We start from the raw sequence: 14,416 nt of genomic DNA, 5'->3' as shown, positions 1-14,416 counted from the left end.
TCATGACCTCATGTAGCGCAGCGGTAGGTCGCGTGACATGACCGCTCCCGTAGCCGGGGTCGCCGCCGGCCACCCTGCGACCGCCGCCGCCGGCCTGCAGATCCTGCAGGCCGGGGGGTCCGCCGCGGACGCGGCGGTCTCCGCGACCTTCGCGTCGTGCGTCGCGGAGACCGTCATGACCGGGCTCGGCGGTGGAGGGTACGCGATCCACTGGGACGCCGCGCACCGCGAGGCCCACCTGGTCGACTTCTTCGTCGCGATCCCGGGCATCAGCGGACGGCGCACCGGTGGCGAGCGCTTCCCGGTCGACATCGCGTTCGGCTCGCAGGTGATCCCCTACGACATCGGCATGGCGACGGTGGCCGTGCCCGGCGTCCCCCACGGCTGCGGCGCCATCCACCAGCGTTGGGGACGGCTTGACTGGCGGGCGCTGCTCGCACCGGCCAGGGCCCTGGCGCTCGAGGGCGTGGCCATGCCGCCACGCCACGCGCTGACGATGCGCATGGTCATCGACAGCCTGCGGCGCGACCGGGGCCGGTACATCTACACGCCCGGCGGACGACCGCTCGAGACCGGCGAGCTGCTGCGACAGCCGGGCCTGGCGAACGCCTTCGACCTGATCGCCACGGAGGGCACCGGCACGTTCGCCAAGGGGACCGCGGCCGAGCGCATCCTGGCGATGTCCGACGAGCGCGGCGGCCTGCTGACACGCGAGGACCTGACTTCCTACGAAGTCGACGTGCGCCCCGCCCCCGTCGGCGTGCGCTTCGGCCCGTACCGGGTCACTGCCCGCGACGACCTGGCCGGCTTCCTGCGGGCCATGCGTCGCGTGCCGGCCGAGCTCGCAGGCACCCCGCGACGGTGGGCACCGGCGTTCGCGGACGCCTTCGGCGCGCACGACCGCCACGGTGACACGACCAACCTGGTCGCCGTCGACCCCGACGGCAACGCCTGTGTCGTGACCTCGAGCCTCGGCCTGGGTGCGGGTCACTACGTCCCGGACCTCGACCTGCACCTCAACAGCATGCTCGGCGAGACCGAGCTGCTGCGCGACGTATCCCGCCCCGGGGCGCGCATGCGCAGCATGATGGTGCCCACCCTGGCCTTCGACGACCGGGGTCGCCTGGCCGCCGCCGCCGGCGCCGCCGGCGGGTCGCGCATCCGCACCGCGCTCGCACAGGTGCTGGCATCCAGCCTGATGGAGGGCCTGGAGCCTGCCGCGGCGGCCCACCGACCGCGCCTGCACCCCGCGCTCGGCGTCGCGCACGCCGAGCCGGGCTACCCAGAGGACGGGCTGGCCGCCCTCGACGCCGACGGCTGGCGGGTCCAGCGGTGGGACGAGCTGCACCACTTCTTCGGTGGTGCGAGCCTGCTGACGCCGGCCGGTGGCGGAGCGGATCCGCGTCGCGACGGCGCCGTGGCCCTGCTGTGACGTGCACATGGCCGACTACGCCGACGGGGACGCGTTGACGATGCACAGCTGATCCGCACCGCGATCATGCAGGCGACGTGAACGGGCCCGAGATCGTGCGTTCGGTCATCGAGCACCACGGTGGCGACCTCGACATCGACTCGGTGCCCGAGCCGGCACGTCGGTCACCCTGTCGTTCCGCGAGCGCGGGCGCCGGTCCGCCCGCGCGGCACGCGCTCTAGTCGCCGTCTACGGCCCGTGGTCCGAGGCCTCGTCCAACGGTGCGCCGAACTCGGCGGGATCGACCGCGGCGATCGAGTCGGCGACCTTCCACGGCAGGTACGGGAAGCGCTCGACGTCCGAGGGCGCCGTGGAGCCCGACAGCACCAGGACGGTGCGCATGCCCCCCTCGATGCCGGCCACGATGTCGGTGTCCATGCGGTCGCCGATCATGACCGTGTCCTCCGAGTGCGCGTCCATGGCGTTCAACGCCGACCGCATCATCAGGGTGTTGGGCTTCCCGACGAAGTACGGGTCGACGCCCGTCGCCTTCGTGATCAGCGCGGCGACCGACCCTGTCGCCGGCAGCATGCCCTCGCGGGACGGACCGCTGGGGTCGGGGTTGGTTGCGATGAAGCGGGCGCCGTCGTCGATCAGCTGGATCGCACGCGTGATCGCGGTGAAGCTGTAGTTTCGGGTCTCGCCCAGCACGACGTAGTCCGGATCGGCCTCGACCATGACGTAGCCGATCTCGTGCAGCGCCGTCGTCAACCCTGCCTCGCCCACGACGTGCGCCGTCCCGCGCGGGCGCTGGTCGTCGAGGAAGCGGGCGGTCGCCAGTGCCGAGGTCCAGATGCACTCCTCCGGCACCTCGATCCCGGACCGCGCCAGCCGTGCGCTGAGGTCGCGGGGCGTGTACATCGAGTTGTTGGTAAGGACCATGAAGCGGATGCCGCGGTCGCGCAGCGCGCCGACGAACGCTGCGGCACCGTCGATGGCGTGCTGTTCGTAGACGAGCACGCCGTCCATGTCGAGCAGGACGTTCCAGATGGGGGTGTCAGGCATGGCGTCAGCCTAGGTCGTGTCCGCGGCCGCGGGCGGCATCCGAGTGCACCTGCGGCGCGACCTCGTCGCGCGACGTCGGAGCCACCGGGACGTCCCAGCCAGTCGCGCCGGTTGGATCGTCGTCCTGACGCGCCGTGCGCCACACCAGGATCGGGTAGCCGACCAGCGCGATCAGCGCGAAGCTGAACCACTGGACGGCGTAGGAGCGGTGGTTGCCCTCGGTCAGCTCGGGCAGCGGAGTCGGCGTCGGCGACCCGGCCGCCGGGGGCGGTTGCTGGCCCTGCAGCTGCACGTAGAACGGTGCGAGGCGCCGGCCGAGGCGCTCGGCGATCTGTGCGGGCACGATCTGGGCGACCTGATCGGCGGCACCGACGTCACCGGACTCGCGCAGGCGTAGGACACCATGCACCTCGACCCGTCCGTCCGGTGCGGCTGGTGGCTGCTGTGCGCCTCTGTCGAAGGGCATCCAGCCCCGGTCGACCAGGACCGCCGGGCCGTCGGCGCGCTCCAGGACGCTGAGGACCTGCTGGCCCGGCCGGCCGGCGTAGTTGCGGGGCGCGGTCAGGACCTGCGCACCGGCGAACGTGCCCGCGACGGTGACGCGCCGGAACTCGAGGTCGTCGGTGGCGCCACCGACGCCGGCCAGCGCCGCGTCGAGCGGCTGCGGATCGGCGGCGAGGCGCTCGGTGACCCGCGCGTTGTAGGACTGGCGCTCGTCGAGCCGGCGAAGCTGCCACAATCCGAGGTTGACGAACGCGACGACGGTGACGATCACCAGCAGGTGGCCCGCGATCCATCTGGGCCGCAAGAGGAACCTGTACATGACGTCCCCCATCCTGCCCGCCCGAAGCGAACTGGCCGCACTGTGAAGTTCTACGCCGAGCGTCCCTCCCGCCTCGCCGTCCAGGTCTGTGGCGATCTGCTGCTGGCGACCTGGGTCGTGGGCTGGTTCTGGCTGGGTGTGCGGCTGCACGATGAGATCCAGGCCCTCGCACGCCCGGCGCGTCGTGTCGGGGAGGCCAGCACGGGGCTGGCCAACGCGTTGACGGGCACGAGCGAACAGGTTCGCAGCCTGCAACTGGTCGGCGACGTCCTGGCGACCCCGTTCGACGCGATCATCGCCGGCGCTCGTGAACTGGCCACGGCGAGCACGAGCGGCCAGGAATCGATCGCGCGGCTGGCCGACCTGGCGGTGCCGCTGACGGCGCTGTTCCCCGTGCTGTTCGCCCTGACGCTGTGGCTGGCGCTGCGCGGACGCTGGATCCGCCGGGCGACGGCCGTCACCAGGCTGCGGCGCCGGGGCGAGGGCGAGGGCCTGCTGGCCGCGCAGGCGCTCACGTCGGCGCGGGTCGACCAGCTCGCCCGGTTCGAGCTGGACGACAACCCGCTCGCCGACCCCGTCAGCCGCCGCCGTCTGGCGACCTTCGCGCTGCGCGAGATGGGCCTGCGCAGCTCCCCACGCTGAGCGTGGCAACCAGGGGGCACACGCGCGGGCCGTCAGCCGTGCTCGTCTGTCAGGAGGCCGCGCTCGTCGGTCAGGAGGCCGCGCGGCGGCGAACAACCTCGAACAGCGCGACGGCCGCGGCCGTGCTGGCGTTGAGCGAGTCCAGCCGGCCTCGCATCGGGATCGACACCAGCTGGTCCACGCGATCGGCGACCAGCTTGGACAGGCCGGACCCCTCGGCGCCCACGACCACGGCGACCCTGCCGTCCAGCAGGTCGCTGTCCCAGATCGTCGCCGTCGCGGTGCCGTCCAGGCCCACGGACCACCAGCCGGCATCCGCCAGCTGGGACAACCCCGTCGCGATGTTGGGCACGACCACGACCGGCAGCCAGCTCAGCGCGCCGGCTGACGTCTTCTCGGCGGCCGGCGAGTGGTGGGCGCTGCGCCGCCGGGGCAGGACCAGGCCGCAGGCGCCGGCCACCTCGGCCGCGCGTGCGACCGCACCCAGGTTGTGCGGGTCGGTGATGCCGTCGAGCACGACGACGAGGTCCCCGGACAGGTCGGCCACGCCGGCCGAGGGAGCAGGCTCGGCGAGGGCCGCCACTCCCTGGTGCGTCACGCCGCCGGTCAGGTCGTCGAGCTCGGCGGCCGACACCGTGCGCACCTCGACGCCGGCCGCGTGGGCCCGCTCGAGCAGGGCGGTCAGCTTGCCGGCTCGCCGCCGGTCGACGACGACCTCGGCGAGGGCGCGACCGGCGCGCAGCGCCTCTGCGACCGGCTGCCGCCCCGGGATGGCGTGCACGCTATGCCCTCCCGCACGCCAACCTGGGGACGTGCCCCAACACCGAGCCGGCGCGGTGTCCCCAGGTGCGTACCATCCACCCGCTCTGGGGACGCGCCCCAACGCGGAGTCGACGCGGCGTCCCCAGGTCTGGTGACGACGTCCGGGAAGGCGTCACCGGCGGGCGATGTGCCAACGGGTGCCCTCGCGCGAGTCGGCGAGCTCGACCCCCAGCTTGTGCAGCCGCTCGCGGATCCGGTCCGACATCCCGAAGTCACGCTGGGCACGCGCCTCGTCGCGCAGGGCGACCAGCTCGGCGATCAGTCCGTCGACGAGGCGCTCGTCGCCCCCGACCGGTTCGTCGAAGTCGAAGCCGAGGATGCCCGCGAGCTCGAGGACCGTGTGGCGCACCACGGCCGCGCGGCCCGTGTCGCCCGCCTCGACCGCCAGGTTGCCCTCGGCGACCAGGTCGAACAGGACCGCCAGCGCGCGCGGCGTCGACAGGTCGTCCTCCATGGCGGCACGGAACCCTTCGACCGCCGCGTCGTCGCGCCCGCCGTCGCCTTCAAGTGCGGCGGTCGCGCGGACGAAGGCGGCCAGCCGGTCGTAGGCCGCCGCCGCCTCGTCGAGGCGCGCCTCGCTGAACTCGACCGGCCTGCGGTAGTGCGCCCGCAGGTAGAACATGCGCAGCGTGCCGGGTCCGTAGCGGTCGGTCGCCTCGGCCAGCGAGATGATGTTGCCGACCGACTTGGACATCTTCGTGTTGTCCAGCGTCAGCATGCCCGTGTGCATCCAGTGCCGCGCGAACGGCGTGCCGGTCGCGGCCTCCCACTGTGCGATCTCGTTCTCGTGGTGCGGAAAGCGCAGGTCGGTGCCGCCGATGTGCAGGTCGAAGTCGGCGCCGAGGTACCTGGTCGACATCGCGGAGCACTCGATGTGCCAGCCGGGTCGGCCCGGACCCCATGGTGAGCTCCACGTCGGCTCACCGGGCTTGGCGCCCTTCCACAGCGCGAAGTCGAGCGGGTCGCGCTTGCGCTCGTCCGGTGCGATCCGGGCGCCGGCCCGCAGCTCGTCGGGACGGTGGCCCGACAGCTTGCCGTAGTCGTCGAACGCACGCACCGAGAAGTACACGTCGCCGCCCGCCGCGTACGCCGCACCGCGCTCGATCAGTCGGGTGATCAGCTCGAGGATCTCCGGAACGTGACCGGTGGCGCGGGGCACGACGTCGGGCGCGCGGATGCCGAGCCGGGCGATCTCGTGCTCCCAGACCCGCGTGTAGTGCTCAGCGAGGCTCGCCGCCGACCGTCCCTCCTCGGCCGCACGCGTGATGATCTTGTCCTCGATGTCGGTGATGTTGCGCACCACCTCGACCTCGAGACCGGTCCACTCGAGGAACCGCCGCAGCACGTCGGTCGTCGTGTACGTGCGGGCGTGGCCGAAGTGCGGTGGACCCTGAACCGTCGGGCCGCAGACGTAGATCCCCACACGACCCTCGTCGCGCAGGCGCAACGGCTCGACGGCACCGCTGAGCGTGTTGAACAACTGCATGGCGTCAGGCTAGCGGCTCAGTGCGGCTGGGCCGACGTGAGCAGCACCACGGCCAGGCACGCCAGGCCCTCTCCCCTGCCGGTGAAGCCGAGCCTGTCGGTCGTCGTGGCCTTCACGTTGACCTGCTCGGACTTGACCCCGAGCAGGGTGGCGACCGACGCGCAGATGCGGTCGCGGTACGGACCGATGCGCGGGCGCTTGCCGATCAGGGTCAGGTCAAGGTTGGCGACCTGCCACCCGTGGCCCGCGACCTGGCTGAGAGCGCCGGCGAGGAAGACCTGCGAGTCCGCCCCGGCGTACTCGGGCTCGTCGCTGCCGAACAGCGTGCCGATGTCGCCGAGCCCGGCGGCGCCGAGCAGGGCGTCGACGGTGGCATGCAGGATGACGTCGGCGTCGCTGTGCCCGTCGAGGGCGGGCTCGTCAGGGATGCGCACGCCTCCGAGCACGAGACGACGACTGCCGTCTCCGCTGAAGGGGTGCACATCGACACCCTGCCCGATGCGGACCGTCACATCCGCCATCATCACGCACACCTGTCGCGCGCACCAGTCTGTCCTGAGCTCACTGGCGCACGGGACGCGTCATGCCACCACGTCAGGCCGCGAGGACGTCTTCGATCATCGCCTCGGTGTCCTCTTCGGACTTCGAGATCGCCGCGGACAGCTCCGACACCAGGATCTGGCGCGACTTGGTCAGCATGCGCTTCTCGCCCGCCGACAGGCCCTTGTCACGTTCACGGATCGACAGGTTCCGCACGACCTCGGCCACCTGGAAGATGTCGCCCGACTTCAGCTTCTCGTAGTTGGCCTTGAAGCGTCGGGACCAGTTGGTCGGCATCGAGAAGTCCCGGTCGCGCAGGACCTCCCACACCTCGTCGACCTGCGTGCTGGTGCACACGTTGCGCAGTCCGACCTCGTCCGTCGCGTCGGCCGGCACCATGAGCGTGAGATCACCGTAGGTGAGGCGCAGCACGAGGTAGTCGCGCTCCTGACCCTCCATCGTCCGCGTCTCCTGGCGCTCGATGACAGCCGCGCCGTGGTGCGGGTAGACGACGGTGTCCCCAACTTCGTATGCCATAGGCGTTCGTTCCTCGTCGACAACCCGCGCATCCGAGACCCCACCCGACTGCCGGATGCGCAGAGTTCTCGGGTCGTTCGTCACAGGGATGCCGCGGCCAGCAACCGCGCTCCATCACCCAATGATAGCAGACGGTCAGATCGGCCCGATGGGTGAACCTGGCCGACCGCCGCGGACTTCAGGCGTAGCGCTCGAGGATCGATGACTCGGCCAGGCGCGCCAGGCCCTCCTTGATCGCCCTGGCACGAGTCGCCCCGACGCCCTCGACCTCGTCGAGGTCATCGAGGCTGGCCTCCATGATCCGCTGCAGCGACTTGTAGCGCTCCACCAGCCTGTTGACGATCGACTCCGGCAGCCTCGGCACGCGTGACAGCAGGCGGTATCCACGGGGGGCGACGGGCCGGTCCATCTCCTCGCCGTTGAGGTCGTAGCCCAGCAGCTCAGCCAGGATCGACAGGTCCAGCAGCTCCTGGGCGTCGAGCTCGTCGAGGCCCGCGAGCGCCTTGTCCAGCCGGTGGCGCCGGTCGACGATGTAGTCGCGCACGACCAGCTCGCGCTCGTCGTCGACGCGTGCCATCAGCTCGTTGTGCTGCAGCTGCAGCAGACGGCCGTCGGTGCCGAGCTCGAGCGCGTACGCCCTGATCTCGTCGGAGATCCGCCGCACCATCTCGGCCCGCTGCAGGACGACGAGCACGTCGCGCAGGGTCACGACATTCTCGATCTCGAGCGCCGACAGCGACGCCGAGACCTCGTCGAGTCGCGCGCGATACTTCTCGAGCGTCGACAGCGCCTGGTTCCCGCGGAAAAGCAGCGAGCTGGGCTCCTCGAACACGTGCTTGTAGTCGTCGAGGTACAGGCTGACGATGTGCATGGACTCGGACACGCTGACGACCGGCACGCCGGTCTGCTTGGCCGTGCGCTCGGCCGTCCGGTGGCGGGTGCCGGTCTCCGCGGTGGCGATCGACGGGTCGGGGACGAGGTGGACGTTGGCGTGCAGGATGTAGTCGACGTCGTCGTCCACGACGATCGCGCCGTCCATCTTCGCGAGCTCTGACAGCCGCTGTGCCGTGAACTTCGTCTCCATCTTGAAGCCGCCGGAGATCAACGGCCTGACGTCCTCGGACGCACCCATCACGATGATCACGCCCTTGCCGGCCTTGATGACGCGGTCGAGCCCCTCGCGCAGCGCGGTGCCCGGCGCGAGCTTCAGCAGCACGCCGCGGAGCCGTTCGTCGAAGGTTCCCGCCACGTGGCTTCCTTCCGTCGTCCTGCCCGCGCGGCGATCCTACGCGTCGGGCCCGCGGCGACCGGCCGAGGCGACCGTCCGCATGCACGGCGGGTGACCGCCGTCGCGTCACCGGTCGCCGGTTCGACACTGCCGCCCTCCGGCCCTCGCGGCCCGGATGACCTCATCAGCGCAGTCGATGACGCGCACGCACGGTAGCGTCCCCACACCCCGGGGACACCAATGATAGGTGCGTGGCACCGGCCCGTGGTCGGCCTCACAGCGCACACCCGGCCCGCGCGTCACACCGATCCGAGCACGCCGGGCGGGACGACGGTGACCGCGCACCCGGCGACGCCGAGCGCAGCGAACAGATCGTTGCCACCGTCGAGTGCCGGCGCGAGCCGCTCCCGCCCCATGCGGGCGCGGACCAGGACGGGGCCTACGGGCCGGCACAGGCCGTTGCGTGCTACGCCGCCGACGATGAGCCCGTCGCGCACCTGCTTCACGGCATCATTGACCGGTGTGGCGACGACCACCGCATCACGATCCCCGAGGCGCGCTGCGAGACGCGCGACGGTCCCCGGCGGCGGGAGCGTCGTGTCGAGCCAGACCACGGCGTCCGCCGAAGTCGGTGCCCGTCGGATGGCCGTCGCGAACGCCTCCGCCGCCGTCGCCGACGCGTCGATCGGGACCGTGATCACCCGGCTGTCGCCCGCCGGCGGCGTGCCGGCCACGACGACCAGCAGCCCGGCCAGGTCGTCCGGCGCATCCTCGGGCATCGCGCCCGGCGAAGGGACGCGGACGACGCCCCAGACAGTGGTCACGGCAGCGTCCATCGGCCACAGGCTACCCGTGGCCGGGTACAGTCACGTCGCGGTCGCCGTCGGCGGCCACAGTGACGAGGAGCGTCTCCGTGACGACGGCGGCCATCCTGCTGGCAGGTGGCAGCGGCTCACGCATGGGACGGGCGGACAACAAGGTGTTCGCCGACCTCCTCGGCCGGCCCCTGCTCGTGTGGTCGATCGGCACGTTCGTGCGCAGCCCGGTGGTCGACCACGTGGTGCTCGTCATCCGGGCCGGGGAACGGCGCCGCGTCCGCGACGTCCTGGCCGACCACGGTGTGGACCGCGGGGTGCACCTGACGACCGGTGGCGACACCCGCCAGGCCAGCGAGCAGGCGGGGGTGTCGGCGCTCGCCCGACTCCACGCGCCGTCGTTCGACGTCGTGCTCATCCACGACACCGCGCGGCCGTTCGCGACGCCCGCGCTGGTGGAGCGCGTCACGGCGACGGCACGAGCCGTCGGCGGTGCGGTCCCCGCACTGGCGCTCGGCCCGGGGATCCTCCGCAGCACCGACGACGGGGGCCTGGTCGCCCAGCCCGATGACCTGTACCGGGTGCAGACACCCCAGGGTTTCCGCGCCCGACCGCTGTTCGACGCGTACGGTCGTGCCGCCCGTGACGGCTTCTCCGGCGTCGACACCGTCGCGACGGTCCAGCGCTACGCGCCGGTCGCGATCGCCGCCGTGCCGGGCGAGCCGGACAACATCAAGGTGACCTACGCCGGCGACCTCGACGCCGCCCGCGTCATTGCGGCGCGACGGGGTGCGGCGTCAGCCGCCGGAGGCGGCGACGTTGGGGACCACCTCTCCGGCGGCCGCTGACGCGACGGCGCCGTCCAGCACGCCGGACCGGGTCACCACGACCAGCAGCACGAGCAGCAGCAGGGCGATCAGGACGATCCGCAGGGGCCACCTCGACCTGCTCCCGGCGGGCTCGTCGTCGACCTCGGGCGACGTGGTCACGCCCGGCGGGGCCGGTCGGCTCGGCCGCGCCGGGCGCCGGCTCGCGCAGCGCCCTGCGGCGAGCAGCAGCGTACGGCAGTTGTCGTACCGCTCGTCGGGTTCCTTGGCCAGGGCCCGTGCGAACACGTCGTCCCACGCGGGATCGAGGTCCTCACGCGCGGCTGTCGCGTGCGGGATCTTGCCGAACAGGTGCGCACCGAACAGGTTGTTGTTCGTCTCACCGCGGTACGGGGTTGTCCCTGTCAGCGCAGTGAACAGCAGGCAGCCGAGCGCGTACTGGTCCGACGCCGGCCCGGCGGGCTCGCCGCGCAGCTGCTCCGGAGCGACGAACAGCAGCTCGACGGTGGCCGGCTCGTCATCGAGGTCGGGCAGGATCGGCACCAGCAGGTGGCTGGTGCCGAACGCGGTGAGGGCCGCCGCCGGTGGGACGCGACTGCCAGGACGGCGACGGATCCACACGGTCGGCAGCCCGACGGTCCCGTGGACGATGCCGCTGCCGTGGATGGTGTCCAGCGCCTCCGCCAGCTGCCCCCCGATGCGCAGCACGTCCGGGACGTCCAGCGGCGCCGCCTCGAGCAGCAGGTCCGCCAGCGTCAGGCCGTCGCGCCATGCGGTCGCCGTGAACGGCGCACCACCGTGCCTGCCCAGGTCGACCACCCGCAGCACATGGGGGTGGTCGATCTCCGCGACGCGCTGGTTGACGTGCAGGAACCCCTTGACAGCGCGGGACTGCCCGGCCAACCGGTCGTCGACGAGCCGCAGCGCCACGTCAGCAGGCCGTCCCGTGCCCTCGGGCGTCGCCCGATAGGTCGTGGTGACGACGTCTGACGCGACGACGTCGTGCAGGAGATAGCCGCCGAAGGCCGACGACTCTCGCGACTCGGGCGACTCGGGCGACTCGGGCGTTGCGCTCACCAGGCGTCCCCCGCCGGTGTCACACGCGACCCCGCGCGCCAATGAGGCTGCGGCCCCTCTGTTCGTGCCAAGACCCCTCCGTCGTTCCGCATACGGTCGCCCGTCGACCTCCTGACGCGGTGCTGCCCGGCGTCACGAGGCGATGAACCACAGCGCGATCGCCGTCGCGATCCCGGCGACGATGATCAGGCCCAGCAGTGCCACCGGCAGGCGTCGCGCCGCCGATTCCGGCTGGTGACGCTGGCTCAACACCTCGGAGAGCAGTGGGACGTCGTCGAGGTCCTCCGCGGTCTCCGTCGCCGGAGCCGGTTCGGGCTCGTCCCAGGCTGCAGGGTATGCCATCTGGGCGGTCTGTCGGGCCGCCGTCCAAGAGTCTTCAACCGACGCGGACCGTGTGCGTGCCCATGCGGGCGCCGAACGCTCCCCGTTGGACAGGGCGCTGTCCGCACGCGTCGGCGATCCGCTCGCGGTGTACGGCCCGTCGTCGACGGCCGCCGCGACGTCCTCGGTGGCAGGGTCGCCGTGGACGACCGCCGCGACGTCCTCGGCGGCGGCGTCGCCGTGGACGACAGTGTCGGCCGCGTCGCCCTCGGTCGTGTCCACCTCGACGTCGTTCGACCCCGCCTCGCCGTCGGCGCCATGGAACCCCGGCTCCGCGTCGTCGAACGCCCGATCCACGTCGACGTCGTCGGAGTCGGGCGCCGGCGCGACGTCATCCGGCCCCGGCGTCGGCGCGACGTCATCCGGCCCCGGTGCCGGCGCGACGTCATGGGACCCCGGCGCGGGCCTGGCGTCGTCGTCCCAGGCATGGTCGTCGACGAGCGTCGGGCTGCCGGGCTCGTCGGTGAAGGTCGAGGCGGGCGCCGACGTTGCGTCGAGCGCCGCGTCGGCGCCGACCCGCAGCCAGGTGTGCCCGACCGTCCGCTGGCGGCGACTGTCGGACCGCCGGCGGTTCGCGACACTCTGCCCGGCGCGGCTGACATCCGACAGCAGCTGCGTGCACGTGGCGTAGCGCTCGCGCGGCTCCTTGGCGAGTGCCTTGAGGATCGCCGCCTCCGCGTCGCTGCCGTCGGCGAACGCCGGTATCACGAACAGGTGGGCACCGAACAGACCACCGACGGAGTCGCGGACGAACGGCGGCTCGCCGGTCAGGGCGTGCTTGAGCGCACACGCCATCGCGTACTGGTCCGTGCGCCCCGTCACCGGCTGCCGGCGCAGCTGCTCCGGTGTGACGTAGAGCAGTTCGTCGACGTCACGCAGGTGCTTGCGGTCCCGCCGCAGGCGCAACTCGAGCAGTGCGCCGATCCCGAACCCGGTCAGACAGACCGTCGGCGTTCCGTCGAGCCGCCTTGCGATGCGCAGCGTCGTCGGGTTCAGGGCGCCGTGGGTCAGGCCGGCCCGACGCCCGGCGTCGAGCACGTCGGCGACCTGGCCGAACAGCGCGAGCGCCGGTCCGAACTCCAGCGGACCGTGCTCCGCGATGTAGTCGTCGAACGGCACCGTATCGACGTGCGGCGTGATCAGGTAGCCGCGGCCCCAATGGTCGCCGACCTCCTCGACCGTCAGCGCGTTGGGGTGGTCGAACGTCAGCGCGGCCGCGGCCCGACGGAGGAAGCGTCCGTAAAGCTCGCGGTCCTCGCCCTGACCGGAGCACAGGTCCTCGGCGACCACGCGCAGCGCCACGACGCGCTCGTCGTCGGACTCGAACGCCTCGTAGACGGTGCTGACGAGATCACGCCCGATGGCATCGCGAACCTCAAGTCCTGCGAACGTGGTCCCCGTCAGCTCGCTCATCGCCTCTCCGGCGGCTCACCCCGCCCACGGTCCGTGTGCACTACCGCACCACAGCATAGGGCTGCGGTTGCAGGGGGACCACGGCGACGCCATGCAGGGCCACCGGTCGTGGCCCGCGTCAGGACGCCGCGCCGTACCGGTTCGGCGTGCCCTGGTCGCGACCGAGCTCGTCCATCACGGTTGCGTCGCTCATCTCGATGCCGGAGGTGTAGGCGGCCCGGCCGACCATGTGCGCCGCCACCGGGGCGGTCAGGAGCTGCAGGACGACGACGAGCAGCAGCTTGACGAACGACCCACGGACGGGAACGGCGATGCCGACGCCCAGCGCGATGCACAGCATCCCGAGCGTCGCCGGCTTGGTGGCGGCGTGCATCCGGCAGAACAGGTCGGGGAACCGGTGCAGGCCCACGGCGGCGATCAGCGCGAGCAGACAGCCGGCGGTCACGAGGAGCGCGATGAGGATCGAGACCAGGACGTCGATCATTGTCAGATCCCCCTGCGCTCGATGAACCGGGCGACCGTGATGGTGCTGACGAACCCGAGGAGCGAGACGACGACCAGCACGTCGAGGAACACGCCGGTGTCGCGCCCGATCGAGAACACCCCGATGCCCATCACGACGATGAGCAGCACGAGGTCGAGGGCCACGATGCGCTCCGCGACGGTCGCACGAGGCCGCACGACGCGGGCGAGTGCCAGGAGCCCAGCCAGGAGGAGGATGCCGAGGCTGACGTTGACCACGATCGTCACTGCGGCTCCTCTCCGTCGTTCGACGTCCCTGTCACGGCGCCATCGTGGGAGGACGGCTCAGCGGACGTCGGCGCCTCACCCTCCTCGAGCTCCGACAGGGTCCGTGCCTGCACCACCTGCGCCTGCGGCCCGGCGAAGGCGTCGACGGCCAGCACCTCGAGCTCGCCGATGTCCTCGCGCACGCCGTCGGCGTCGGTCAGGTCCAGCGCGTGGACGTAGAGGATGGCGACGTCACCCCGACGGTCGGTTTCGAGTGTCAGCGTGCCCGGCGTCAGCGTGATGCTGTTGGCCACGAGGGTGACGACCGCGTCCGACGCATGGTGCAGGGGCACGGCGAGGATCCCGGGTTGGATCTCGTGGGGTCGCAACACGGCCTTGATCACCTGCCAGTTGGCGACGATCAGCTGCTTGGCGAAGGTCCGCAGGTACTGCAGCGCCGCCGCCGGCTGGAGGTGCTGCACCGGTCGCGGCTGGATCTGGTGGGCGAACAGCATGACCGCCAGCGCCACGGCCGCACCGGTCAGCAGATTGGCCAACGACAGGGTGCCCCACAGGGCGATCCACATGAGCACCAGGCCCACGAGGGTGGGCACGCGCCG

General features: G+C 72.0%; 16 protein-coding genes. 3 read left to right on the top strand and 13 right to left on the bottom strand.

Features of this window, described 5'->3' with window-relative positions; translation table 11 throughout:
• The first annotated feature begins 37 nt into the window (after positions 1-37).
• Complete coding sequence (locus VK923_05010) at positions 38-1,432, top strand: gamma-glutamyltransferase (GenBank protein ID HSJ44027.1); 1,395 nt, start codon at positions 38-40, stop codon at positions 1,430-1,432.
• Between the two features lie 228 nt (positions 1,433-1,660).
• Here the strand turns inward: VK923_05010 and VK923_05005 are convergent, their stop codons facing one another.
• Together VK923_05005 and VK923_05000 are read right to left on the bottom strand one after the other, a co-directional pair.
• A complete protein-coding gene (locus tag VK923_05005) occupies positions 1,661-2,476 on the bottom strand; it encodes an HAD-IIA family hydrolase (GenBank protein ID HSJ44026.1) in 816 nt (271 codons plus the stop codon).
• A 4-nt stretch (positions 2,477-2,480) separates the two neighbouring features.
• Positions 2,481-3,299, bottom strand: a complete 819-nt coding sequence (locus tag VK923_05000; GenBank protein ID HSJ44025.1) for an SURF1 family protein — start codon at positions 3,297-3,299, stop codon at positions 2,481-2,483.
• Positions 3,300-3,341: 42 nt separating this feature from the next.
• Between VK923_05000 and VK923_04995 the strand changes: the two genes are divergently transcribed.
• A complete protein-coding gene (locus VK923_04995) occupies positions 3,342-3,941 on the top strand; it encodes a hypothetical protein (protein ID HSJ44024.1) in 600 nt (199 codons plus the stop codon).
• A gap of 70 nt (positions 3,942-4,011) precedes the next feature.
• Here the strand turns inward: VK923_04995 and rlmB are convergent, their stop codons facing one another.
• From rlmB to VK923_04965, 6 genes are all read right to left on the bottom strand, one after another.
• Positions 4,012-4,722 carry a 23S rRNA (guanosine(2251)-2'-O)-methyltransferase RlmB gene (gene rlmB, locus VK923_04990; protein HSJ44023.1) on the bottom strand — a complete coding sequence of 237 codons (711 nt, stop codon included), beginning with the start codon at positions 4,720-4,722 and terminating at the stop codon, positions 4,012-4,014.
• Between the two features lie 153 nt (positions 4,723-4,875).
• The gene (cysS, locus tag VK923_04985; GenBank protein HSJ44022.1) at positions 4,876-6,249 is read right to left on the bottom strand and encodes a cysteine--tRNA ligase; all 1,374 of its coding nucleotides are present in this window, start codon (positions 6,247-6,249) and stop codon (positions 4,876-4,878) included.
• Between the two features lie 17 nt (positions 6,250-6,266).
• Complete coding sequence (gene ispF, locus VK923_04980; protein HSJ44021.1) at positions 6,267-6,773, bottom strand: 2-C-methyl-D-erythritol 2,4-cyclodiphosphate synthase; 507 nt, start codon at positions 6,771-6,773, stop codon at positions 6,267-6,269.
• A 70-nt stretch (positions 6,774-6,843) separates the two neighbouring features.
• The gene (locus VK923_04975; GenBank protein HSJ44020.1) at positions 6,844-7,326 is read right to left on the bottom strand and encodes a CarD family transcriptional regulator; all 483 of its coding nucleotides are present in this window, start codon (positions 7,324-7,326) and stop codon (positions 6,844-6,846) included.
• Positions 7,327-7,504: 178 nt separating this feature from the next.
• Entirely contained in the window at positions 7,505-8,575 is a 1,071-nt protein-coding gene (disA, locus tag VK923_04970) for a DNA integrity scanning diadenylate cyclase DisA (protein HSJ44019.1), read from the bottom strand.
• Positions 8,576-8,853: 278 nt separating this feature from the next.
• Complete coding sequence (locus VK923_04965; protein HSJ44018.1) at positions 8,854-9,378, bottom strand: hypothetical protein; 525 nt, start codon at positions 9,376-9,378, stop codon at positions 8,854-8,856.
• 89 nt (positions 9,379-9,467) lie between these two features.
• Here VK923_04965 and VK923_04960 point away from each other — a divergent pair, with 89 nt between their 5' ends.
• Complete coding sequence (locus tag VK923_04960) at positions 9,468-10,217, top strand: IspD/TarI family cytidylyltransferase (GenBank protein ID HSJ44017.1); 750 nt, start codon at positions 9,468-9,470, stop codon at positions 10,215-10,217.
• On the opposite strand, the gene VK923_04955 is transcribed toward VK923_04960, so the two are convergent.
• The 5 genes from VK923_04955 to VK923_04935 all read right to left on the bottom strand — a co-directional run.
• On the bottom strand, positions 10,167-11,273 hold the full coding sequence (locus VK923_04955) for a serine/threonine-protein kinase (GenBank protein ID HSJ44016.1): 1,107 nt from the start codon (positions 11,271-11,273) through the stop codon (positions 10,167-10,169). The two genes, VK923_04960 and VK923_04955, sit on opposite strands and share 51 nt — an antisense overlap.
• Before the next feature lie 132 nt (positions 11,274-11,405).
• On the bottom strand, positions 11,406-13,067 hold the full coding sequence (locus VK923_04950) for a hypothetical protein (GenBank protein ID HSJ44015.1): 1,662 nt from the start codon (positions 13,065-13,067) through the stop codon (positions 11,406-11,408).
• Between the two features lie 118 nt (positions 13,068-13,185).
• The gene (gene mnhG / locus VK923_04945) at positions 13,186-13,551 is read right to left on the bottom strand and encodes a monovalent cation/H(+) antiporter subunit G (protein ID HSJ44014.1); all 366 of its coding nucleotides are present in this window, start codon (positions 13,549-13,551) and stop codon (positions 13,186-13,188) included.
• Between the two features lie 2 nt (positions 13,552-13,553).
• Entirely contained in the window at positions 13,554-13,817 is a 264-nt protein-coding gene (locus VK923_04940) for a monovalent cation/H+ antiporter complex subunit F (GenBank protein HSJ44013.1), read from the bottom strand.
• Positions 13,814-14,416 (bottom strand): Na+/H+ antiporter subunit E (locus VK923_04935; GenBank protein HSJ44012.1); only part of this gene is annotated, 603 nt, incomplete at its 5' end. The genes VK923_04940 and VK923_04935, both read right to left, overlap by 4 nt.

It is taken from the genome of Euzebyales bacterium (genome assembly GCA_035461305.1).
In the GTDB taxonomy this organism is placed as follows: Bacteria; Actinomycetota; Nitriliruptoria; order Euzebyales; family JAHELV01; genus JAHELV01.
The sequence above is the reverse complement of the archived record's forward strand: the minus strand, read 5'-3'. Positions and strand labels throughout refer to the sequence as shown.